Below are 22,986 nucleotides of genomic sequence, written 5' to 3'. Positions count from 1 at the left end.
AAAACGCTCAATATGTAACCGGTTACACATTTTCTCAAAAAAATATGGTTATAAAACCCAAAGGACATGTAACCGGTTACACATTGTATATCCTTATGGTACCGTTTAACGCCAGTCCCTGTCAACCAATTATTAGCTCAATGTGTACAGTTTTATATTGCAATTATCTCAATAGTAAGAAGGCACGATCACATACTCCTCTTTTCTTAAGGTGAACCGTGCATCCTATAAAAACATTATTATATTAGACTTTAAGCATTTTCATAGATGGCCAATTTGGCAGCAACATCTTTTAGTGATGTCCCTTGTAAACTGGGAATACAAATTCCTTTAATTTTATCTAATGCTTCTTTCCACGTTTCCGGGACCGCATTTGCACCCTGCGAGGCTCCAGATAGAGCACCTACCATTGCAGGCATACTATCGGACTGTTTCGGCAGTAATGATGCCAGCTGAATTCCTTTTTGCAGATTTCCTTCTGTACTTAGGAAAATAGCATAGGCTACTGCAAGTGTTTCAGGAGCAATATTGGCATAGTTATAGACCGCATTGACTACTCGTTTTTGCCATAGCGGTATGGCTGCAAATCCGTCCCCATTGGTTTCTTCCAGTACATTTAGGGCAATCTCCATTTTTCTCCAAATCCAGGTATTTTCCGGTACGTACTTTAATCCTTCTTCCACTATTTCCTGCGGAGAAGCACCTGATAGGGCAACAGCTATACTGGCAGCCATTGCCTGGGCTGCATAGACGCCATCTTCAGCATTTGTGATAGAAGCCATTTTTTGTGCTGTACTTGCAGCTTTTTCAGGCTGGTTTTTATATATAAGACCGATTGGAACCGCACGTGAAACTGAGCCATCATCATAGTGATGTGGATTGTCATTGCCAGATGCCGGTGGAAGGATTCCTTTTTTGATGTTTTCAATAGAAGCTCTCTCACTTACTCCGCTCCAAATTTCCTGCTCAGGTTCTACTATATATTTCATCCAGCCATGAAGTAATTTTTCTTCCGTAATTTCATTCCCGCAATCCAAAATCATTTGGGCCGCGATGATTGCAAATTCTGTATCATCTGTTCCGCAGAAATCTAAAATTTCCTCGCTCAAGGCATGTGTGAAGGGCAATGAAATTTTATTAATCCGATGCCGGTCCGTAATTTGGCTAAAGCTCCATAAACGATTTCTCCGCTTAGGAGGGAGTACGAGCGATCTATGATACATCGCAGCAAAGCCTGCCGAATCACCCATTGCCATCCCGAGAAGAGAACCGTAAATTTTATCATAAGACATTACTCTTTTCCTCCTATTATTACGTTTGTTAAATCTCTGGCAATATCACGGACATCTATCCCTTTCATGGCCAAAACACAACGTCCGCGAATAATATTAATCCGGTCCTGCCAATCCTTTGGCACAGCATCGGCACCATGTAATGCTCCTGCCATTGCACCATTCATAGCCGCAATCGTATCAGAATCTCTTCCAATATTGACTCCGCCCAGGACAGCAGGAATATACTCACCCTTTGCTGCAGCAAACACACCATAAGCGAGCGGAATAGCTTCCGGTCCCATATCGGCCCAAGGATAGTAGAAAATAGAGATCTTATTGTAGAGCTCCTCCATAGCATCTTGAACATTCGTATACTTTGTGCCAATTTCTACAGCCTCGCCGATTTTCCGATATGTCCAGGAATCCTTAGGTATGTGGTACATTCCTGTTTCAATTACCTTTTGCCAATCGTTTCCCGTCATGGCGTAAGCAACACTTGCGGCCACAGCTTGACCGCAATATACTCCATCCCGGTCGTGGCTTACTCTAGCTTCAATCTCAGCCAGCCTGGCCGCTTCCTCCGGATCGCCTGCACAATAGATGCCAATCGGAGAAATTCTCATGGCCACCCCGTCACTCCACATTTGGTGATTATCGACACCCGTGGCAGGAGTAGCAAGCCCTTTTCGCAGATTAAAGATAGCCTCAACTTCACTAAAGCCGCCGCCTTTAAAGCCGCCTTCCTGGGAAACAAGATAGTTAGTCCATTCTCTTGTCATATCCTCATAGTTTAATTTGTTTCCATATTTTAAGATAATTTTAGCTGTCAGCATGGTGTATTCGGTATCATCTGTTCCAACTGGATCATCATTGACAAAGTCATTGATCCATCCATATTTTTCCCGTATCTCTTCCAAAGCCAAGCCTTCCGTTGGAGCTCCCAACGCGTCACCCACTGATAATCCTATTAAACAGCCATATACTCGCTTATACCATTGTTCGAAATCCAAATGAGGTCCCCCTATGCTAAAGTTTTCTAAAAAAATAGTGGAGAACGGAGTCTCCACTATTTTTTTAGTATTATCTTAAATTTTTATTTGCAAGTTCTGTAATCTGTTCTCCGCCTGCTTCGTTCCACTCTTTAACGAATTTTTCGAAATCAGAGATTGGACGCTTGCCAGTAATGATGTCCGTTGTAAATTCCATATACAGGTTTTGCATAGCATCCCAGTTAGCTACATATTCTTCCGGGATTATGAAGCTATTGTCTTCTGCATAAAACTCTTCTGCTGATTGAAGTGATTTTTCCGCAGATTCACTTAATAATGGTGTCGTATCATCTACTGGAGTGGCCGGAGTATAATCAGCTGGCTCCCAGAATCTAGCAAACCATTCACTGTAATATTTATCAGTAAGCTGAAGTTTTCCATCCACTACGTTATAATGATCGCCTTCGAATCCGAATCGGTCGATCATTTGTCCTTCAGGGCTTGCCATATAATCCAGAATCTTAAACACAAGATCCTTATTCTCAGAATTAGCAGAGATTGCAATACCTCTTGATTCTTTTGTAACATCCGTAGCACCAAATCCTTGATACTCGCCCTTCGCAGGCGGCAGCATGACTAGTGAAGCTTCTTCTCCGCTTACTTGAACCATTTTGCCTTCATAAATATCGATTACCTTACCTGCTGTACCTGGGATGATCGCAGCATCTCCATCAAAGAATGCTTTTTCTTTCGTATCCCATTGCTTTGTTAAGTATTGGGGATCCAAAAGACCTTCTTTGTATAACTTATTATAGAATTCAAGCTTTTCTTTTTGCTGCTTTGAAACTCTTGCGTATTCATAAGATCCATCTTCTTTTTGCAGCCAAGTCTTATCGATCCCAAAAGCCATATCAAACATATAGTCGATTTCTGCTATGTCACCGGCAACTGTAATGGCATATTTAGGTTTATCGCCGCCTGGCTGTTTTTCAACTAATTCTTTGAAAAATGCATAGTAATTGTCCACAGTTGGATTTTCCTTTAGTGCTTTAGAAGTTTCCATTTTGTTAAACCAGTCTCCTCTAATGACAGGAACTTTAGGAGCAAGTGGTTTAATCCATAGCAGATAAGGATAATTTTCAAGTCTTTTTTCGTTAAATGGCTGAACGATATCCTTAAGATATTTTGATTCCTTGATGTAAGGTCTTAAATCCTCTAATAAACCTTGATCAGCCATGGCTTGATCTCCGCCTTGGAAATAAATCATGTCAGGAATATCGCCGCTATTGAGCAGTAAGTTTAACTTCTCAGCATAGTTGCCTTGCGGGAGGTCGACTAATTCAAAATTCACTTTAATATTTTCATCTTCAAGGAGCCCTTTTTCAATCGCATCATAATATTTTTCTGATACAGGGTTAGAGCTGTTATCATCCTTCATTACAACACGGATTGTTGTGGCTCCCCCTTTATCTTTTTTATCTCCCTGACCTGCTTCTTCTTTGTTTGTACAAGCCGCCAGTAAACCCAAAACCAAAATAAGACTTAATATGGCTATAAAAGATTTTCTCATCACTTTTCCCCCTAAAAAAGTTAATTTTTCATAAACAAATTGAATCGGCGAATGATTGTACCCCCTTTGCCCTTCATGCTTATAAGAAGATTGATAATATAATAGCTTACAGAATCACAATGGTGTGGAACCGGTTACATATTTAGCTACAAAAGGCTGTTCCTAACAATTTTGAATCAATAGCAGTTGTTAGAGCGGGATACCAACTTATTATAACCTCTTATGTAACCGGTTACATATTATATTCCCTTTTAGAATAATTGAAAGTGGTTTTAAAGTCAACTACTAAAAATTCAAATTTATTTGGAAAATCTGTTAGGAATAAATCGGAATAATATAAAACAGAATCCCCTATAATCCAGGAGATACTCTGAAGATTAAAGGGGACTTCCTAATTTCCATCATACTCCATTCGTGCGTTCCCATAAACTAACTAAAATCATGGCCTATAACTTCAACTCATAAACCTTCCGCGGCCGCCCGCGCTGTCCAGGCTGTTCTTCACCCGTCACTTTGGCAAGCCCGAGCCGCTCGAGCTCCGCCATAATCCTCCTCGAGTTGCGTTCGGTGTTTTTCAGCCATCTTGAGACTTCCTGCGCAGTGACTATCTTTTTTTGATAGTGCCTTGAAAGGTATTCGATTTTGGATACGATTGCCGGATTGATTTTAGCACCCTTAAAGCGTTCCTCCCATTCCTCTCCCCAAATCCGCTGCTGGTAGGAAACCGCTTCCTCGCCGCTTTCCGAAAGGTGTTCCTTAATTTGTTTGGTTTCATCAACACTAACCACAGGCGAAGCTTTCTGATCCCTGGCATATTGGAGGGCGAGCCGGACATTCTGCTCTGCATCATATGCCGTCAGCCCGTAGCCGACACCGATCCTCACCTTCAGCTTGCTGTGGATTTTCGCTTCTTCAATGAGCGAGTACATGGAGGCTTCCTGAAAATGCATTTCCATTTCGCCACGGGTTGTATAAATAAAGAATAGACCATCCCCGATCTGCACAAATGAGCCTTGCACTTTTTCGGCATAATCAAGCATGACCTGCTTGATTTCCAGCTCATGCCGTTTCATTTCATAGGTGAAATGCTGCTCTTCCAGTGAGCTTGCAGAGTGAGCGACTTCCATTCCCATAATAGCTATCTGGGAGCGCTTATACCAATTGGACTGGCCTCTTTCCCTTAGGTAGCGGAGTACAAGTTTAATGGCGACAGGAGAAGGGACCACCCGGTAGCAGGGGATTCCCTGTTCCCTCAGCCGGTCATGCACCTCCTGGACACAGGTCAATGCGACCTCCGTTTTTCCTTCCTCAAAAAGCTTCTTATGAAAGCGGATGATTTCCTCGGCTGGTTCGTACTCATTATAGGAAAAAGCCTGAATGTTTAAATCTCCTAAAAAATATGTATTCTTTAGTGTATCCAGCTCGGATTCCTGAATGGTGTCCAGGCTTGCCTGCTGAAATCCGCCTTCCCTGATATGCGCTTCAAGGAGTGTTCCCAGCAGACTGGAGCCATATAGAGGGGGATAATGGGCGTTTTCTTCCCCAATCAGCCCTTTTGAACGCGCGTAATAATAAGGGGCCTGTCCGGAGAAAAACCATAAATCGATTTCCGTCTGATGTTCCCTGATAATCTTTTCCGTTTCTTTTGTTTCCTTATAAATGTATGGAATCATCTCAAGCTCGCTGTATTCACGCGACAAGGCAAGAATGTGTCCAACGGAGTCTCCCGGCCCCACTACCCCAACGCGAATCTTCATTTTTTTCCACCTGCTTTTTCTTTAGATGCTTGTTTCAGTTTTTAAATATTGAGCGATAATCTTTGTTCCCATTTCCAGATCTTCAATAGAGGCAAATTCATCAGGATGATGGCTGAGCCCATTTTTGCAGGGAATGAATAAAAGCCCTGAAGGCCATTTGGCCGCCATATTCATGACATCATGGCCGGCACCGCTTTCAAGCACCAATGCTTTGTATCCTAACGCTTCACCTGAATGCTGGAGTTTCCGCATAACTGTATCATCCAGCTGAACGGATGGATTATGAACAAGCGTTTTTACTTCTATTTTAACACCAAAAGATTCCGAAAGCTGATGACATTTTTCACGGATGAGCTTCTCCATTTCCTTTTTCAGCGAATCGTCCACACTGCGGATATCGACTCCAAGCTCAACCGTTCCGGGAATCACATTCATGGCGTTCGGCTTTAGTTCAAAGGTGCTTGCTGTTGCCACAATCGGCACCGCATTGGAATCCGATAAAGAAAGAGCTTTCTCTGATATGAATGGAACGAGAGGTGCAGCCGCTACAAAGGCGTCCTTTCGTTTGCCCATCGGCGTCGTTCCAGTGTGCCCCATCTGTCCATTGATAATTACCTTTAAGCGGATTGGACAGGCAACTGCCGTTACTGCTCCAAAGTCTGCGCCGGCATCCTCCACTCTGGTTCCCTGTTCAATGTGAAGCTCGATAAAACTTTTTAAAGCTGACTCCGGCCGTTCAGCTTCTTCAATTGCATCCCATGACAGTCCCATGTCCTCGACTGCCTGGCGGATAGTGATGCCATCTTCATCCGTTACATCTTCCACTTCATTCTTATTAAGAAGGCCGCTCATTGCCTTGCTGCCAATGGTTGATACGCCAAAACGGGAGGATTCTTCAGAAGCAAAACAAATGACTTCTATTGGTGAAGCAGGCTGGAACCCTTCTTCCTTCAAAACTTTCACGGCAGCCAGACCGCAAAGGACGCCGGCCACTCCATCATAGCCACCCCCGCCTTTGACCGTATCCACATGAGAACCTACTGCAACAACAGGTGAGGAATCTTCAGCTTGCCAGCGGGCAATCGCATTCCCCGCTTCATCTCTTCGAACCTTCAACCCAATATCCTCTGCAATGGAAACAAATACATCAATGGCCCGCCATTCTTCTTCCGTGTAGCCTAATCGGCAGAACCCTTCCGCCTGGACCATGCTGTCTGTTAAATTTAAAGCTTTCAGATGCTTATCCAACCATTCTTTCATTATTAACACTCCTCCCTGATCTAAAATGAGGCAGATTGCTCTGCCTCATCTATTCCTTAATTTAATTTTTTTATAGAGTCAAACAGCAGCTGGACGGCATTCATCATCGTGCCTTCATTAATATCGAACTTCTCGTTATGATGGCCTGCTGCCAGTTCTGTACCGAAAATACAGTATGTCGCCTGTCCTCCATTTTGCTGAACACGCTCCATGAAGAAGGTTGCATCCTCGGAGCCTGCAGGTGAGTTGTCTTCAAGGATGCTTTCTTTTATATAGGAAGCTTCTTGTGCACAGGTTTGCAAGACGGATGCCAGCTCTTTTGAACCTTGAGCACTAATGGCCTCGCCCACAGTACGAATCTCGTATTCTACTCCGTACATTTGGGCTGATCCTGCGATAACAGCTTCGGCCTGGGCTTTGACATATTCGTTAATTTTAGTCGTTTCCCCGCGTGTTTCAATTTTCAGCACCGCTTTATCTGCGATAATATTTCGGCCTGAGCCTGCATGCAATTCTCCCACGTTGATGCGGGTTGCCCCTTCTGAATGACGCGGAATAGCGTAAATATTCAGGGCAGCAGAAGCGGCTGCCAGCAGGGCGTTTTTACCCTCTTCCGGATTTCCGCCTGCATGGGAAGAAACGCCTTTAAACGTTACATCAAGCTTTGACGTAGCCAGGAATCCATTTTTGGATGCCACAAAATGTCCATCTGGCACTCCTGTACCGACATGGGAGGCAATTAAATAATCCACATCATCGACTACACCGGCTTCGGCCATCGACCGAGCCCCACGGGTGCCTTCTTCTGCAGGCTGAAAAATCAATTTGATTTTCCCCTTAAGGCTGTCTTTATTTTCAGCAATCAAGCTTGCCAGGCCCAGCCCGATGGTTGTATGGGCATCATGTCCGCAGGCATGCATGGTGTTTGGAACTGCCGACCTGAATCCTTCTTTTTGCGGAAAATGGCTGTCTGCCTCTGATTCATGGATCGGCAATGCATCCATATCCACACGGAAGGCGATGGTCGGCCCTTCCTTTTGCGTATCCATCGTCGCGACAATGCCTGTATAGCCGTCTATGAAGGGTTCAATATAATCATTTTTCGCGCCATTTTCGAGAGCCCATTGATAATGTGCGGCTGTTTCCTCTTGATTAGGCTTACCCATAAAATAATCAGCGGCCATTACCTTCCTGCCCATTTCCAGCTCGAAGCCAAGTTCATCCAGAATCGATGCGACAATGGAGGCTGTCCGCATTTCCAGGAATCCTCCCTCTGGATAGCGGTGAAAATCACGGCGCCACTCTTTTAACTGATTTTCGAGGTTACTCACTTTTTAACCACATCCTGTTCTTATAGATAAGGACCGATTCCCGGACCAAACGGGATTCCAAAGAATACAAACACTAATAGCATAATGATCCACGTGATCAGGAACGTAATCGAGTACGGAAGCATTAATGAAATGAATGTTCCAATTCCCGCTTTTTTGTCATACTTCTGCATAAACGACAGGGCGATAACCATATATGGCATCATCGGTGTCACAATATTCGTAGATGAATCTGCTACACGGTAAGCCACTTGCGTGAATGCAGGGTGATAGCCAAGCTGCATAAACATTGGCACAAACACAGGTGCTTCAAGCGCCCACTTTGCTGAACCTGAAGTGATCAGGAAGTTCAGGGAAGCTGTAAAAATGATGTAGCCAATAATCAATCCGATTCCGGTGAACTCCACATCTTTCAGGAATTCAGCACCATTTACTGCAACCCAGGTTGCAATATTAGACCAGCTGAAGTAAGCGATAAATTGGGCGATAGCAAAGATTAAGACAATATAGGACGCCATATCCTTCATGGATTCAGCCATAAAATTGGCAACATCTTTACTGCTCTTAATATTTCCAACCGTGATTCCGTATACAGTACCAATAATGATGAAGAAGAACAGAATAATCGGGATAATGCCATCCAGGAATGGAGATGGAACCAGTCCGCCATCTTCATTGGTTAACGGGCTATTTGGTATAAGGATCGCCCCCACAATAAGGGCTATATAGGCGAATCCGGCAATGACTGCATTCCGCAATGCCTTGCCGGCATTAGGAGGATCCTCTGTAATGGCTTCTTTTACCTCGTCGCCCTTGTATTCTCCAAGGCGCGGTTCAATGAACTTCGTCGTGACAAGTCCGCCGACAATGGTTAAAACAAATACGGAAACAATATTAAAATACCAGTTATCAATTGGTGTAACGACCATATTCTCGTCAATAATCTTGGCAGCTTCTGTTGAAATCCCTGCCAATAGTGCATCTGTTCCAGCAATCAGCAGGTTTGCTGTAAAACCGGCACCGGCTGATGCATACCCTGCAGCCAAACCGGCAATCGGATTGCGGCCAATTTTGTAGAAAACCATTGCTGCAAGCGGCGGTACAAGCACCATTGCTGCATCTGAAGCGATATTCCCCATGATCCCGACAAACACAACGGTGTACGTGATTAATGCCGGCGGTGATTTTAAAATTGTTTTCTTAATGGCATAATCCAGCATGCCGACTTTCTCGGCAAGACCGATACCGAGCATCATGGACAGAACAAGTCCAAGCGGCGCAAATCCGGTGAAGTTATCGAGCATGGATGTCAGAATAAAATTCAGGCCGTCTCCAGATGCCAGGTTCTTAACTTCCAGTTCCTCTCCCGAGCCAGGGTGGACAACAGTAGCACCAAAGGCGCTAAATATAGCTGAAACAATAATAACTAACACTGCGAGCCCGGCAAATAATATAAATGGATCCGGGAGCTTGTTGCCGACCTTCTCGACCCCATTGAGGAATCTCTGGGCAATCCCTGGTTTCTTATTTTCTGTTACCACTTTCTTTCCTTGTTTTTCTGTTTTCATATACTCCCCTCGCTTTTCTGTTTTTTATTGGATTTTTTTTACTTATGAATGAAGATGTTGCTTTCCGCTGCGGCGGCCAGTTTCGGACTTGCTGTTTCCGAATTCTGATTCTCCTGTCCGAATGGGCGCCTGGTTCGGACTGCTTCTCCCGGTTTTCTGCTTTCTCTGTCTGAATGAGCGCCTGATTCGGACTCCTTCTCTCGGTTTTCTGCTTTCTCTGTCCGAATGAGAACTTACTTTAAAGTAGAGGGCTTAACCTCTGCAGGAATTGGACATGTGTATGGATTGGCTTCCTTAAACGCATTGAATTCCTGTTTGACAGCTTCCAATTCTTCCTGGTCTGTCAGTAGTTTGACAGCTGTTAAAGCCATGGCTTCTGCTGCCCGGAGCATGCCTTTATGGGCATAGCTGCTGATGCCTTGAGTTGTCATCTGCCATGTATGCAGCGGTGTTCCCAGTGCTGATGTTGATGCTGTCAGCTGTGCTGTTGGAACAACCCAGCTTACATCGGAAACATCAGTAGAGCCGGCAAGAACTTCTTTGGAAGGTTCATAGGCTGAGATTGTTTCTGCAAGGTATTTCCCTTCAAACTCACTTCCGTCCCCTACATAGCCAAATCCTCTTAAAATATCTAAATAGCTTTCTTTCTCACCATCTGATAGGGTTGTCCAAAGCTTTTCGGCAAAGGTCTTTTCTTCTTCGTCTGGCTTTTCGATGCCGGCTTCCTGTAGGCTCTGATAGAGAATTTTTTCAAGGCTGCGGTTTGGAATATAATTGGAGCATGCCTTGTCAAACTCAATGGTAAGCTCGGTTTCTGTCATTAGAGCAGCGCCTTCGGCAATCTTGCATACCCGTTTGTAGATTTCATCCACCTGCTGAACCTTTGGCGCACGAATGAGATAAAGGACCTCGGCGTCTGCCTGTACGACATTTGGCGAAATGCCCCCTGTGTTGGTGATGGCGTAATGCATTCTGGCTTCCGGCACGACATGCTCGCGAAGGTAATTCACACCCACGTTCATGAGCTCAACCGCATCCAGGGCACTTCGACCAAGATGAGGTGAGTTCGCCGCATGTGAGGATAAGCCTTTAAATCGAAAATAAACCTGATAGTTTGCGAGACTCGATAGGCTCATGATGCTGTTGGCCGGAGATGGATGCCATGTTAAGGCAGCGTCCACCCCTTCAAAAACTCCTTCGCGGACCATGAAGGTTTTTCCGGAACCGCCCTCTTCGCCCGGACAGCCAAAAAACTTTACAGTCCCGGGCAGATTGTTTTCTTCTAAATATTTTTTTGCAGCGCAGGCTGCCGCAAAAGCGCCGGTCCCCAGCAGGTTATGCCCGCAGCCATGACCTACATTCAGCTCGGTTGGCTCGTACGAGGTCTGGTTTGGCACCTGCCCCAATCCGGACAGAGCATCAAACTCCCCGAGAAAGCCAATGACAGGAGATCCGCTTCCATAGGTGGCTACAAACGCGGTTTCAATGTTTCCGGATTTGCGTTCCACCTGAAAGCCTGCTTTTTCGCATTCAGAAGCTAAAAATTCAGCTGAAGCATACTCTTCAAATCTAGTTTCCGGATGATGATAGATGTACTCACTGATTTTTTCAAAGGTCTCTTTATTCTCTTTCAAAAATGTTTTTGCAAAGTTATTCGACATGATTTCCTCCTTTAATTTAAATGGACGATCCGCCATTTAAGATGTGAATGTAAGCATCGACTGCAACCAGTAAAGCCTCTTCCTCGAAATCGAATTGAGGATGGTGGTGAGGATAATCAAGCTTCGTTCCAAACAGCATAAACGTAGCTTTGCCGCCATGCTTCTGGACCCGGTTCATCATAAAGCTGACGTCTTCCGATCCGGAGACAGGGACAGAAGGCAGCACTTCTTTCACAAGCTCGCTTGATGCACACCATTCGGTAATTTTCGGGATCAGCTCTTCATCACAGACAACCACTTCCGTAACTCCGACTGCTTCGATTGTGCAGGACACATCATGCATATCTGCTGCCGCCTGAATAATCCGGGTAGCTTTTTCAGCCATATATTGAGCAATTTCCGGTGTCTCGCCCCGCACTTCTATTTCCATATAACTGTCTCCCGGGATGATGTTCCGGCCGCTGCCTGCAGCAAGCTTCCCAACATTCACCCTGGTGACGCCATCATGATGGCGCGGAATGCCATAGAGGTTGTTAGCGGCTGTTGTCGCTGCCAATAAAGCATTTTTCCCGAGTTCCGGATTGATGCCGGCATGTGAGGAAACTCCTTTAAAATAAGCATTGTATTTAGTTGAAGCCAGAAATCCCGGCGTTGTGGCTGCAATCGTTCCAACAGGCATGGACTTAATGCCGATGTGGCCTGAATAAAAATAATCGACATCATCAAGCCAGCCTTTGTCTGTCATCGCCCGAGCCCCTCGACCGCCTTCTTCAGCCGGCTGAAACAAAAGGGTGAAGCGGCCCTTAAGCTGATCAGCATGGGAAGAAATATACTGTGCCACCCCAAGTCCGATGGCAGTATGTCCGTCATGTCCGCACGAATGCATCACATTCTCTTCTTTTGAGCCAAATTCGTATTGAGCTGGACGATGGGCAAGATCTGCCGATTCGTTTATCGGCAGAGCGTCAATATCAAAGCGGAAACCAACATGGTCCCCGTTTCTGCCAGTATCCCAGACTGCCACAAGCCCGGTATTGCCGCCGCGCATTTGATCGAGCCAGGACTCTTCAACACCCCAATCCCTCGCCTTTTTCTCTTGAGCTTCAAGATCAGCTTGTGCAGGAAGCCCCATGCGGGAATTCCCGTCAAGCGCGTCTTTCCCTAAATAAAGCTTGAAACCCATCTTTTCCAGTTCTTTTCCGATCCGGTATGTAGTGATATACTCCATGAACCCCAGTTCAGGCAGTGCATGCAAAGTGCGCCGCCATTTGATCAGCTGGGGAGTTATTTCCTTTAAAAAGCAGCTGTCCATAAAGATCCCCCTTGTTGAATATTATTTCGGACATTTTCCGTTTCATTACCTTAAATGTATTATACACAGTGTTATTAGAAAATTCAAAGTAAACTTTTAACTATTAAAATGCCGTTTGGTGAATTTTTATACAGCAGAAGCCGAATTTAGCAAATTTTTAGTATAATCCTCCCTATTCACCCCTGACTTTCTCCCTATTTTTACCTAAAAAGTGTAATTTTCCACGTTTAAACTGTAAAAATATAACTCTATCCGCTAAAATAAGGGATATACTTTGAATGGCACATTCCTTTAGGGAGGACATTTAACTAATGTACAAGAAAACAAAAATTTTACTCTGCAGTGTCGGCATATCATTAATGCTTGGAGGATGTTCTGGTATGAATAGCGCAAATAACAATCAGGAAAGTGAAAAATCAAAAGAAACACAGGCTGCTCCTTCTGAGGAATCACTGATCAGTGTTCAGGATTATACCGGTGAAGGCTATGCACTTCCATATGGAAAAGAAACCGATAAAATTGCTGATGAAAGCCTTGATGAGATAGAGGAAGCTGCAATCAAGTTTTTTAAGGAGAAATATAAGACCGATGTAACGGTGCATAACGTGGTTGGTGCTAAGGATGGGGCTACTGTGTTTGTAGAATCCAAAGGTGAGCCGCATTTCTACACTTATGCTGTAGTACCAATTGATGAACTAGAAAAGAAAGTGATGACAGAAAAGATATGGGCGGACGAATTCCAGGTGGAAAATGCCATTAAAGGCGGATTGTATCACATGATCTTTAATGAAGAGTTTCAACAGCTCGACGACTATCTTGAGACTCTTGCAGCAGAAGGTCAAGTAACCGGAAAAACAAAGGATGCCCTTCAAAATGTGGGTGGACACGGATATATGACTCCATATTATTTTATTGCATTAACAAGCAAAGAAGAGGCTATTAAACCGGTTTATGACCTTTATATTAGTAATCCTGATGAAAGTACGGAAAATTTGAGGAATGTCTATGATGAGGACGCGTTTAATCCTGAAAACTTCAAAATCAATATTCAATTATTCATGGCTGAAAAGCAGGCAGAGCCAAATGAAGAAATATTTAATCAAGTCACGAAAGAGCTGGAAGATATGGACTCAATACCTAAGGGCACATACAGCTTCGCTCTCAATGATAACTTCATTGATAAACAGAGTTCGGAAGGTGCTAAAGATAATTCTTTAAAACGCGGATTCCCGGATTACATTATTAAGGAATAAAGCAGGTGAATATATGGATACTCTTAAGGGTTCACCAAATATAAATACGGATATTGCAGCAAACAATGATAAAGATTTAGTTGAACTGGCAGGCCTTCATGCATATACCTATCCGCTATTTGAATCAGTTCTGCAGGTAAATAATACAGACTATACAGTTATCGATACTCGTTATGAAGACCCTACTGGCCTTGATGCTATGACAGTCGTAAATATGGAGACAGAGGAAATATCCATCATTTATGTAGGTACGGATGCAAGCGGAAAATATGGCAACAAAGATATTCTGACGGATGCACAGCTTTTAAGTGACCTAACTCCAGCTCAGCTGGCTGCAGCAAGAAGCTATTATACTGAAATGAATCAAAAGTTTAACCAGGTTGGCGGCGTTAAATCGATCGCGGGAAATTCACTTGGCGGCGGTTTGGTTGGTGCAGTAGCAGTTGAAAATCCAGAAGTAAATGCAGTTACTTTAAACCCTGCCCTGCTTCCTGAGGGGATGGTGGATCCTAATCAAACTTATGATAATATTACAAACTACTTCAGCAGCTACGATGTGCTGACTCAAACTTTGATTGCATTGGATCTTCATGGCCGGATTCCAGGCAAACAGTATGAAATCTTCAATGGGATTCCTGAATTCTCAAAGCTTGCTACAAACCATACAGGCTATCTGAGGAATGAAGATGGCACACAGTTCTATGTTATTGGAGAGGTCGGCAAGCCGGGCTATGGCAAAATCTATGTGGATGCTGATGCCCATATCGTATCCAGCATCTGGACAGGAGTACCGCTATACGGCGGTCATTCAGACCGCATTGAGATCAATAAGGAGAACCTGGACCTTCTTGCTTCCTCCCTGCAAAATCATGTTACGGAAAGACTGAACCTTGCTCACGAGTACCTAGGCAATTCGGTTGCGATCGTAGACGATGAAGCAAACCGTTATTATGAACGGCTCAGCCGACTGCAGAAGATTTTCGAAGATATGTTTGAAAATCTGATCAGTGAACCGCTGTTTATGGGGATTACTTCGATCAGTAATCGATTAACGGCCGAAATCGATCATTTGGTTTCTTTGTTAAATGTGGCTGAAAGTCATGCTAAATCACTGAACTATATACTGAATTCCCCGCCTGCCGAGCTGCTTGAACATATTTTCCGGACGAACGTCAGTGTGGAAAGCATCTTTAATGAAATCCGCAGCTTTTTGTATGATTTGAAAGCGGATGTTCAGGATCTTTCCAAAAGCCTTATCCGGATTATTTCCAATAAGATCCCGGAGCTGTTTGAGGGCGGGAAAGAACTCTGGTATGATGCTGTAGTCAGTGAGTTAAAAGCCCATTATGGGATCGTCAACAATAACAGGGATAAGCTTCTTTCACATATCAGCGAATACCAGAAACAAGTTCAGGACGTTGCCGCTAATTTTCATGACAGGGACCTTTCCCTCGGGCAATCCATCAGAAGCAAATCCTCTCATTCCAATTCAATATCCGTACAGGGAACGAATACGTATAAACTGGAAGATTCCCCCTACATGGAACTAAGGATGAAGATTAAGGAATTTCAGATGGATACTGCTTATAGTGCCTTTACCAGATCAACTCATGCACTCCTCTTGCCTTTATTGCATAAAGCATGGGTAATCACTTTGAATATTGAAAATGCATTGGAACTCCTGTCGAGCACCATCAAAGGAGCAACCAAATTCGCATTGGACTACACCATCCCCGGCAAGTTATTCGGCCTGTTTTCGGACTTTGATGATAAAATCAGAAACAGTGTCAACAACGCGCTGGAGCCTTTGGACGAATTCGCCGGCACTATTGAAGGCATCCGAAAAGGGTTGGACCGATTAATGGCTGAGTACCCTACTCTACTAGAGAATTTTAGGCCTTATGTCGAGACAGCCATTTTTAATAACAGCGGCTACTATAATGTCCACCTTTACAACCTCGCATCCATTGCTATTTTAAGAGAGATGGAAATGCTGTTTGATGATGTGGTTTATCAGCTGGGGCATCATAAAGCTGAAGCGATTGAGGCATTGTGTGAGGTTTCTAAAAAAGTGAAGGGTAATATGGGGATTCTGTATGAACAGGTGGATCGCGGGACGATTAATTAACAGGATTTAATAAACCGGGCTGAGTGGCAGCTCGGTTTTCCTTTTATATAGGGATCAATTTGCGGTAATTGATAATCTATTTGCAGAATTTAATTGCCTATTTGCAATTTGATAGCTCTATTTGCAGAACTTAATTGCCTATTTGCAATTTGATAGCTCTATTTGCAGAACTTAATTGCCTATTTGCAATTTGATAGCTCTATTTGCAGGTTCACCATACCGCCCAAATCCTGCTCTTCATGCAGCCCCCGGTACATCCCTAAACAGCAGCTTAAATCAATCAAACGTTTGATTGATTTATTCTGGCTTTTCCAAGTACTCCCCCAGCAGCTCTCTAAAAAGCCCATTCAATTCCTTATTTTTCTTCTCTTTCAGCCACTCCACCTGGTTAATGGGCAGATTTAATTTAAGCGTGATTTTTTCATTCGGCATTTCCACTTTTCGGATTTCTTCTAATGTAATGCCCGCCTCAATAACCGGAAAGTCCTGCTGTTCCTCACTTATTCTTAAGATACCTTCGTAAGGTTCATCCGGATCAAGTTCACAAAATAAGCTTAGCCTCGGCAGCTTCCCTGGCACAGATTTTAGAAACATAAACGAGCTAATCAGCCCGCCGTCTTCCATTTCTATTTCTGTAATCAGACTTTCCCTGTTCTGATATTTTCTTAGAGTAACTTCACTCACGATCATATCCACTTCCAGCGTATTTCCTGCAGACGATTCAAAAATATAGATGGCACTGTTAAACGCATAGATTTCTTCCCCATCCAGGTTTATTGATTTTATACCAGCCACATTTGTTCCCCCATACATATGAAGTTCGTAATGATAGACGATTCAATATTTAAGTACATCATATCAAAAATATATATGTAGGGGAGCCTATAATTAAAATGACTAATTTTCCTTGTCCCAATTATGACTTATATGACTATTAGGGCTCATAAATTTCAATATTCCCGGTTAAAAAATACAATACAGCAAATCTTTAACTCGTTTAATTATTTTATTTTTTGGGGTCATCTTTTCGACAAAACTATTTATCTACCAGCTTGTTCTATAGGATTACCTAGGAACTTTATTTAATAGGCTGTTCTTATTTCGCTATTTTCTATTATTTTTCGGGAAATAAATAAGTTTTCTGTCGATTTACAATTACTGTAGCAGCTGAATGATTTTACCCCGCGAATGCAGGACGGGTACACTTTCTTGTATTCAAAAAATCAAAAAAACTAGCTAAGCAATGCCAAGCTAGTCCTAATGGGTCAAGCACCCACTTTTCCGTTAATATAATTATTAAATCCCTGTATAAAAAGTGCTCCAACAGTTGCTCCAGGATCTTGATGTCCAATCGATTTTTCGAAGTATCTTTCTGCCCTGCCATGTTTTGATTGCATCTCAATCGTTTGCTGTGCACCTTTTTGAGCCGCAAGATTGGCATGTTCAATAGCAGCCTTTAGAGTTAGCCCCTTTTCTGCCGCCTCTTTTAAGGAGAGAACCGCTGGATGGATGGAATCGAGGATTGTTTTATCTCCAACCGAAGCCTTGCCGCGCTTCTGAATACCTTCTTTCATTTCGGAAATTAAAAGCAACAATTCCTCAATACCCAATTCTTCTTTTCCCTTTAATGCACTTCCTGCCTGCATGAATGCAGAAGCCAAAATAGTGCCTATTGTGGATGGAACTGTTTCTGCTAAAATAAAGCCGCTTTTCTTTAAGAGCAGCCCTATATCAGGGGATTCAAATGACCTTTGCTCTTCCGCAATAGCTCTAAAACCTTTTGAAACGGTTAATCCAATATCTCCATCACCAAGGGCGCCATCCAATTCACAGAGATATTCCTTGTTAGCTTCCATAAGCTCCTTAATAGCGATAAATACTTTTTTTAGATCGTTAGCATGTAAAGTATTAAGCATATCAGTCTCCTCCTGTATGACTCAAGGTTGAACATGGAATGGTGTGACAAACGGTGAGTTTAGCAAACTTTTCAGCTCATCATTAAGCTTTAAGACAGAGATCGACAAGCCTGCCATTTCCAATGAAGTAGCATATTCTCCTATATACACTTTATTAATGGCAATGTTCTTTTCTTCGAATATATTTTTTACTTTCCTAAAAACAATATATAATTCCTCTAATGGTGTAGCTCCCAATCCATTTACCAGAACCGAGACTTCACATCCATCCTCGAGGGACAAATCATCATAGATTTTTTCAGCTAGAGTTTCAGCCACTTCATCTGCCGTTTGGATATCCCCTTTATAATAACCGGGCTCACCGTGAATCCCCATTCCTAATTCCATTTTTCCATCTTCAATGGTAAAAGTCGGCTTCCCAACCTCTGGAAGTGTACATGGACTTAGCGCCACTCCCATTGTTCTCACATTTTCATTCGCAAATTTCGCAATTTCGGCAACTTCTTCAAGCGTTGCCCCCTCCTCAGCCTTAGCTGCAGCGATTTTATATAAATAAAATAATCCGGCTACGCCTCTTCGTTGGCTTTCCTGGCCTTTAGGCATGGACGCCACATCATCTGTTCCGATGACAGTCGCTGTTCGGATCCCCTCCATTTCAGCCATTTCTCCTGCCATATCGAAATTCATTACATCCCCGCCATAATTACCATATAAGTAGAGAACACCTTTACCGCTATCAACAGACTTCGTTACATCCAGAATCTGTTTTGAGCTTGGTGAAGCAAAAATCTCGCCAACCGCTACACCATCCAGCATCCCTTTACCAATATACCCCAAAAATAGAGGCAAATGCCCTGAACCGCCTCCAGAAACGATACCAACCTTGTTTTGAACAGGAGCATCTTTTCTAACAAGATTTTTCACGTTATCAACAGATTTTAGTAAATCGGGATGTGCCGCCAATAATCCCTCCAGCATTTCTGTTACAACATTTTCAGGCTTATTAATGAATTTTTTCATTTTTATCTCCTCCTTATTATTCTTCAAAATCCAGTAACCTTTAGAGAGAGATTTGATTGTCATCTTTTTTCTTTGAAATAAGTTTTTTTATTAAAGGATAGAAAAGTGAAATAATGGCCAAAGCAAGCAGCGTCATAGTGATAGGCCTTGTAAAAATGAAAGCGGCTGTGCCGTCCACACTCATCGATAAAGAGCGTCGAAGGTTGGATTCTGCCATCGGACCCAGGATTAAAGCCAGGATAAGCGGACCTAAAGGGAAATCCAATTTTCTAAAAATCACCCCGATCACCCCGCTGATAGCCATGACCCACACATCAAAGAAAGAGTTATTCAGGGCATAAGCACCGACTATACTGAACAGTATTACGGCAACCCAAATAATTTCTTTTTTGATTAATAGAATCCTTGAAAATAAATTGGCACCTGCTACACCAATAATTAACACAATGATATTTGCTATAAATAACAGACTGATAATGATATAGACAAAATCAATATGGTCAGTAAACAAAGTAGGCCCCGGCTGCATGCCGTACATCATTAAAGCCCCAATTAAAATGGCCGTTACACTATCTCCAGGCAGTCCCAATGTAAGCATTGTTGTAAAGGCACCGCCGATAACAGCATTGTTTGCTGTACTGCTGGCGCAGAGACCCTCAAGGGATCCTTTTCCAAATTCCCCTTTGTTTTTTGAAAACCTCTTGCTTTGCTCCCAGCTCATTAACGAAGCAATATCTCCGCCAGCTCCAGGGATTGCCCCAATTATTGTTGACAGCATGGATGAAAACCAAAATGGCTTTCTCATTAGCTTGCGTTCGGCGCGATTGGGAATAATCCTTCCAATCTTGCTTTTTTTCACTTCATCGCTGCCGTTCGTTGTCAGAATTTGTGTTAATACTTCCCCTAAACCAAATAAACCGATCATAATAGGGATAAAGGAAATCCCATCCAGTAATGTCGTGCTGCCAAATGTGAATCTAGGCAGCGACAGCATCGGGTCTAATCCTATTGTCGCGATAAATAGTCCGAGGAACCCCATAATTAACCCTTTGCTGATAGAACTGCCGGCAACACTAATCATCATAGTCAATCCAAAGATGGCTAATGCGAAATATTCAGGAGGACCAAAGCTTAATGCAAATTTTGAAATAGGGAACGCCGCTGCCAAAAGAAATATTGTACTCACTATTCCCCCAAGCGCTGAGTAAATAGCGTTGATTCCCAATGCTAAACCCGTTTTCCCCTGCTTGCTCAATTCGTATCCATCCCATGCAGTAGCCATTGATGCAGGAGTTCCAGGCGCATTAATTAATATTGCTGGCACCCCGCCCGCAAATATGGCTGAGCAATAGATGGCAATAAGCATTGCCAATCCCTCTTCCGGCTGGAGCCAGAATGTTAGTGGAATGAGGATTGCTACCCCCATTGTTGCCGTTAATCCAGGAAGGGCACCGATAAATATCCCTAATAATACACCAATCATCATATACAGCAGTACAGAAGGCTGCAGTGATTGCATGAATGCATCCAACATTTTTGTTCACCACCCTATAAAAGAACACTAAAGCCTTTAACGAAAATAAGATAAATCGAAACACTTAAGATAACGGAAGTTAGTAATGACGGTATGAGCTTAAGTTTTAAAATTAAGCATTGACACAGAATCATAGCGGCTGCAATGAGAATAAAGGACATTTTTCCTAATAAAAAGATCATTGCCAGCATGCTTCCCAGTACAACAGAGATGCTTATAATGTTTGTGCGGGAAGATCCTTCAAAGAAGCGGGAGTCCGATTTTTTCCTTATAGAACTCACAATATCGATCAAACAAAAACCTATTAAAAGAAGCAGCATCAATTGAGGAAAAAAGGCGGGACCGATCCCGCCTAAATCAGCTCCATCCGGAAAGGATAATGTCTCCACAAAGAAGTAAACAGCAGCCATTATAAGAATTGCATCAAATAGTACATTTGCCTTTTTCATCAGGTTCTCACCCACTTTGATTGAAAAAATTATTTTAGTTCCATTTTCGGAATAAGATCACCAAAGAATTTGTATTGTTCATCTGCAAATTTAGTAAATTCTTCAGCAGATAAATGTGATGCATTTAACCCTCTTTCGTCTGCTAGGTTTTGAAATTCTTCAGAACCGACAGCACCTTTAACAGACTCTTCTAATTTAGCTTTTATATCTTCCGGTGTACCTTTAGGAACAACAAATCCTCCCCAGGCTGCAATTTCAAGATCAATGCCGGATTCGATTAATGTTGGTACATCATGGAACGTTTTATCACGATCTTTACTCATAACTGCCAAAATCTTCAAATCACCGCCATCGACGCTGGCCTTCACTTCTGATGGACTAACTGAAACAGCCTCAATATGCCCTCCGAGCAGGGCTGCAACTGCTGGCGCCGCTCCCTCAAACGGAACATATTTCATCTCTGCGCCAGTTTCCTCAGCAAGACCCGCAGCTGCAATATGCCAGATTGAGCCGGTTCCCGAGTTCCCGACACGCACTTTACCAGGGTTATCCTTTGCGTATTGGATAAATTCTTCAATCGTATTATAAGGAGCATCAGCCGGTACGGTAATGGCTGCAGGAATGACTATGGCTCTCCCTAATAAATCGAATTTACTTGGTTCGATGTCTGCAAAACCTAAAGCACTAAGCATGGCCATTTCTACCGGAACATATCCAACTGTATATCCATCAGGATTTTTCCCTTCTACGTAAGACATTCCGACTGCACCTGTTCCGCCAGTCTTATTATTCGTTACAACCGGCACCCCCAGGTCTTCTTCAAGATAAGAGCCCACTGTACGTGACACCATATCCGAAGCTCCACCTGGTGCATAAGGAACGACTAATTCAATCTGCTTATTCGGAAAATCAGAACCTGCATCTTTTGCATCAGCATTTTTCCCTGTTTCTGAGCTGCAGGCTCCTAATAAAGCAACACACAATACAAGCAATAGGCTTAACCATTTCTTCATACTAACAGCCTCTTTTCTTTTTTTATTTTTGGTCCAATTCATGTACAAAAGGCATTCCTGATTGAGCACCGAGTTTTGTTACAGAAAGCGCTGCCACTTTTGTCGAAAATTCAATCGATTCTTCCAGAGATTTTCCGGATCCCAGCGCCACAGCTAAGGCTCCATTAAAAGAGTCACCCGCGCCGGTGCTATCGACAGCCTTCACTTTTAAACTATCTTTATAAAAAACTTGCTCATCATGACTTGATTTATAGGCAACCCCATTGGCTCCTCTTGTAGTGATTACATTGTCAATATCCATCTTCAGCATTGCATCCATTTTCCCGGCCAAATCGCTTCCTTTTCCTTCTGTCAGCAAAGTCAGCTCACTTTCGTTAGGAGTTAAGTATGTAATTTTATTTAAGAGATTACGAGGCAATGTTTGAGCTGGTGCAGGGTTCAGAATAACTGGAATTTGATTTTCACCGGCTATCTCTAAAACTTGCTCAACAATTTCCAAAGAGATTTCCAGCTGAACTAATAGAATATCAGCATTCACAATCAAGGATCGTTTATTCTCGATCCAATCTTTTGATATCTTATAATTAGCCCCAGGCACCACTATGATAGAGTTTTCCTTGTTAGATACTGTTATTTGGGCAATGCCTGTGGGTTCATCAGATAAAATCTCAAGGCCCTCAAGGTTAACCTTCTCTTGATCTAATCTCCTGATTAACTCCTTGCCAAAAACATCATGACCGATACATCCAATAAATGATACCTCACCGCCAAGTCTGGCTGCGGCAACTGCCTGGTTAGCTCCCTTTCCGCCGGGAAACTGTTTAAACGCTTTACCTATAATCGTTTCTCCCACTTCTGGAAAACGGTTTGATTCTGTCACCAAATCCATATTTATACTGCCCACTACAGTAATTTTCGGTTTGTATCCTCTCATATTAAAAATCCCTTTTT

General features: G+C 43.0%; 18 protein-coding genes. 2 read left to right on the top strand and 16 right to left on the bottom strand.

The window, feature by feature from the left end; all coding sequences use genetic code 11:
* Positions 1–251: 251 nt before the first annotated feature.
* The 9 genes from JI665_RS13375 to JI665_RS13335 form a co-directional block, all read right to left on the bottom strand.
* Positions 252–1,292 (bottom strand): ADP-ribosylglycohydrolase family protein, encoded by a 1,041-nt coding sequence (locus JI665_RS13375; protein WP_206840000.1) that lies wholly within the window; start codon positions 1,290–1,292, stop codon positions 252–254.
* Positions 1,292–2,284 carry an ADP-ribosylglycohydrolase family protein gene (locus tag JI665_RS13370; RefSeq protein ID WP_206839998.1) on the bottom strand — a complete coding sequence of 331 codons (993 nt, stop codon included), beginning with the start codon at positions 2,282–2,284 and terminating at the stop codon, positions 1,292–1,294. Before JI665_RS13370 ends, JI665_RS13375 begins: the two co-directional genes overlap by 1 nt.
* 70 nt (positions 2,285–2,354) lie before the next feature.
* Positions 2,355–3,833 carry an extracellular solute-binding protein gene (locus JI665_RS13365; protein ID WP_206839997.1) on the bottom strand — a complete coding sequence of 493 codons (1,479 nt, stop codon included), beginning with the start codon at positions 3,831–3,833 and terminating at the stop codon, positions 2,355–2,357.
* Positions 3,834–4,279: 446 nt separating this feature from the next.
* A complete protein-coding gene (locus tag JI665_RS13360; RefSeq protein ID WP_206839996.1) occupies positions 4,280–5,590 on the bottom strand; it encodes a hypothetical protein in 1,311 nt (436 codons plus the stop codon).
* 21 nt (positions 5,591–5,611) lie between these two features.
* Positions 5,612–6,850: a M20 family metallo-hydrolase gene (locus tag JI665_RS13355; RefSeq protein ID WP_206839995.1), complete on the bottom strand. Its 1,239-nt coding sequence runs from the start codon at positions 6,848–6,850 to the stop codon at positions 5,612–5,614.
* A 56-nt stretch (positions 6,851–6,906) separates the two neighbouring features.
* Positions 6,907–8,181, bottom strand: a complete 1,275-nt coding sequence (locus tag JI665_RS13350; protein WP_206839994.1) for a M20 family metallo-hydrolase — start codon at positions 8,179–8,181, stop codon at positions 6,907–6,909.
* A 20-nt stretch (positions 8,182–8,201) separates the two neighbouring features.
* Positions 8,202–9,749, bottom strand: coding sequence for an AbgT family transporter (locus tag JI665_RS13345; RefSeq protein ID WP_206839993.1), 1,548 nt, complete (start codon positions 9,747–9,749; stop codon positions 8,202–8,204).
* 233 nt (positions 9,750–9,982) lie between these two features.
* Positions 9,983–11,410, bottom strand: coding sequence for a M20 family metallopeptidase (locus tag JI665_RS13340; RefSeq protein WP_206839992.1), 1,428 nt, complete (start codon positions 11,408–11,410; stop codon positions 9,983–9,985).
* A 16-nt stretch (positions 11,411–11,426) separates the two neighbouring features.
* The gene (locus JI665_RS13335; protein WP_206839991.1) at positions 11,427–12,722 is read right to left on the bottom strand and encodes an amidohydrolase; all 1,296 of its coding nucleotides are present in this window, start codon (positions 12,720–12,722) and stop codon (positions 11,427–11,429) included.
* A gap of 311 nt (positions 12,723–13,033) precedes the next feature.
* Between JI665_RS13335 and JI665_RS13330 the strand changes: the two genes are divergently transcribed.
* Together JI665_RS13330 and JI665_RS13325 are read left to right on the top strand one after the other, a co-directional pair.
* Complete coding sequence (locus JI665_RS13330) at positions 13,034–13,975, top strand: DUF1672 family protein (RefSeq protein ID WP_206839989.1); 942 nt, start codon at positions 13,034–13,036, stop codon at positions 13,973–13,975.
* A 13-nt stretch (positions 13,976–13,988) separates the two neighbouring features.
* Positions 13,989–16,103, top strand: coding sequence for an SA1320 family protein (locus JI665_RS13325; RefSeq protein ID WP_206839988.1), 2,115 nt, complete (start codon positions 13,989–13,991; stop codon positions 16,101–16,103).
* A 297-nt stretch (positions 16,104–16,400) separates the two neighbouring features.
* On the opposite strand, the gene JI665_RS13320 is transcribed toward JI665_RS13325, so the two are convergent.
* The 7 genes from JI665_RS13320 to rbsK all read right to left on the bottom strand — a co-directional run bounded on the left by JI665_RS13320 (position 16,401) and on the right by rbsK (position 22,969).
* Positions 16,401–16,898, bottom strand: a complete 498-nt coding sequence (locus JI665_RS13320) for a hypothetical protein (protein WP_206839987.1) — start codon at positions 16,896–16,898, stop codon at positions 16,401–16,403.
* Between the two features lie 470 nt (positions 16,899–17,368).
* Positions 17,369–18,019: a dihydroxyacetone kinase subunit DhaL gene (gene dhaL / locus JI665_RS13315; protein ID WP_206839986.1), complete on the bottom strand. Its 651-nt coding sequence runs from the start codon at positions 18,017–18,019 to the stop codon at positions 17,369–17,371.
* Positions 18,020–18,040: 21 nt separating this feature from the next.
* Positions 18,041–19,039 carry a dihydroxyacetone kinase subunit DhaK gene (dhaK, locus tag JI665_RS13310; RefSeq protein WP_206839985.1) on the bottom strand — a complete coding sequence of 333 codons (999 nt, stop codon included), beginning with the start codon at positions 19,037–19,039 and terminating at the stop codon, positions 18,041–18,043.
* A 40-nt stretch (positions 19,040–19,079) separates the two neighbouring features.
* Positions 19,080–20,573 (bottom strand): tripartite tricarboxylate transporter permease, encoded by a 1,494-nt coding sequence (locus JI665_RS13305; protein ID WP_244671187.1) that lies wholly within the window; start codon positions 20,571–20,573, stop codon positions 19,080–19,082.
* A 14-nt stretch (positions 20,574–20,587) separates the two neighbouring features.
* Entirely contained in the window at positions 20,588–21,022 is a 435-nt protein-coding gene (locus tag JI665_RS13300; RefSeq protein ID WP_206839984.1) for a tripartite tricarboxylate transporter TctB family protein, read from the bottom strand.
* Between the two features lie 29 nt (positions 21,023–21,051).
* Positions 21,052–22,035, bottom strand: a complete 984-nt coding sequence (locus tag JI665_RS13295) for a tripartite tricarboxylate transporter substrate binding protein (protein WP_206839983.1) — start codon at positions 22,033–22,035, stop codon at positions 21,052–21,054.
* A 22-nt stretch (positions 22,036–22,057) separates the two neighbouring features.
* The gene (gene rbsK, locus JI665_RS13290) at positions 22,058–22,969 is read right to left on the bottom strand and encodes a ribokinase (protein WP_206839982.1); all 912 of its coding nucleotides are present in this window, start codon (positions 22,967–22,969) and stop codon (positions 22,058–22,060) included.
* Between the last annotated feature and the right edge of the window lie 17 nt (positions 22,970–22,986).

This window comes from Bacillus sp. NTK034 (assembly GCF_017303275.1).
Lineage (GTDB): Bacteria > Bacillota > Bacilli > Bacillales > Cytobacillaceae > Cytobacillus.
The sequence above is the reverse complement of the archived record's forward strand: the minus strand, read 5'-3'. Positions and strand labels throughout refer to the sequence as shown.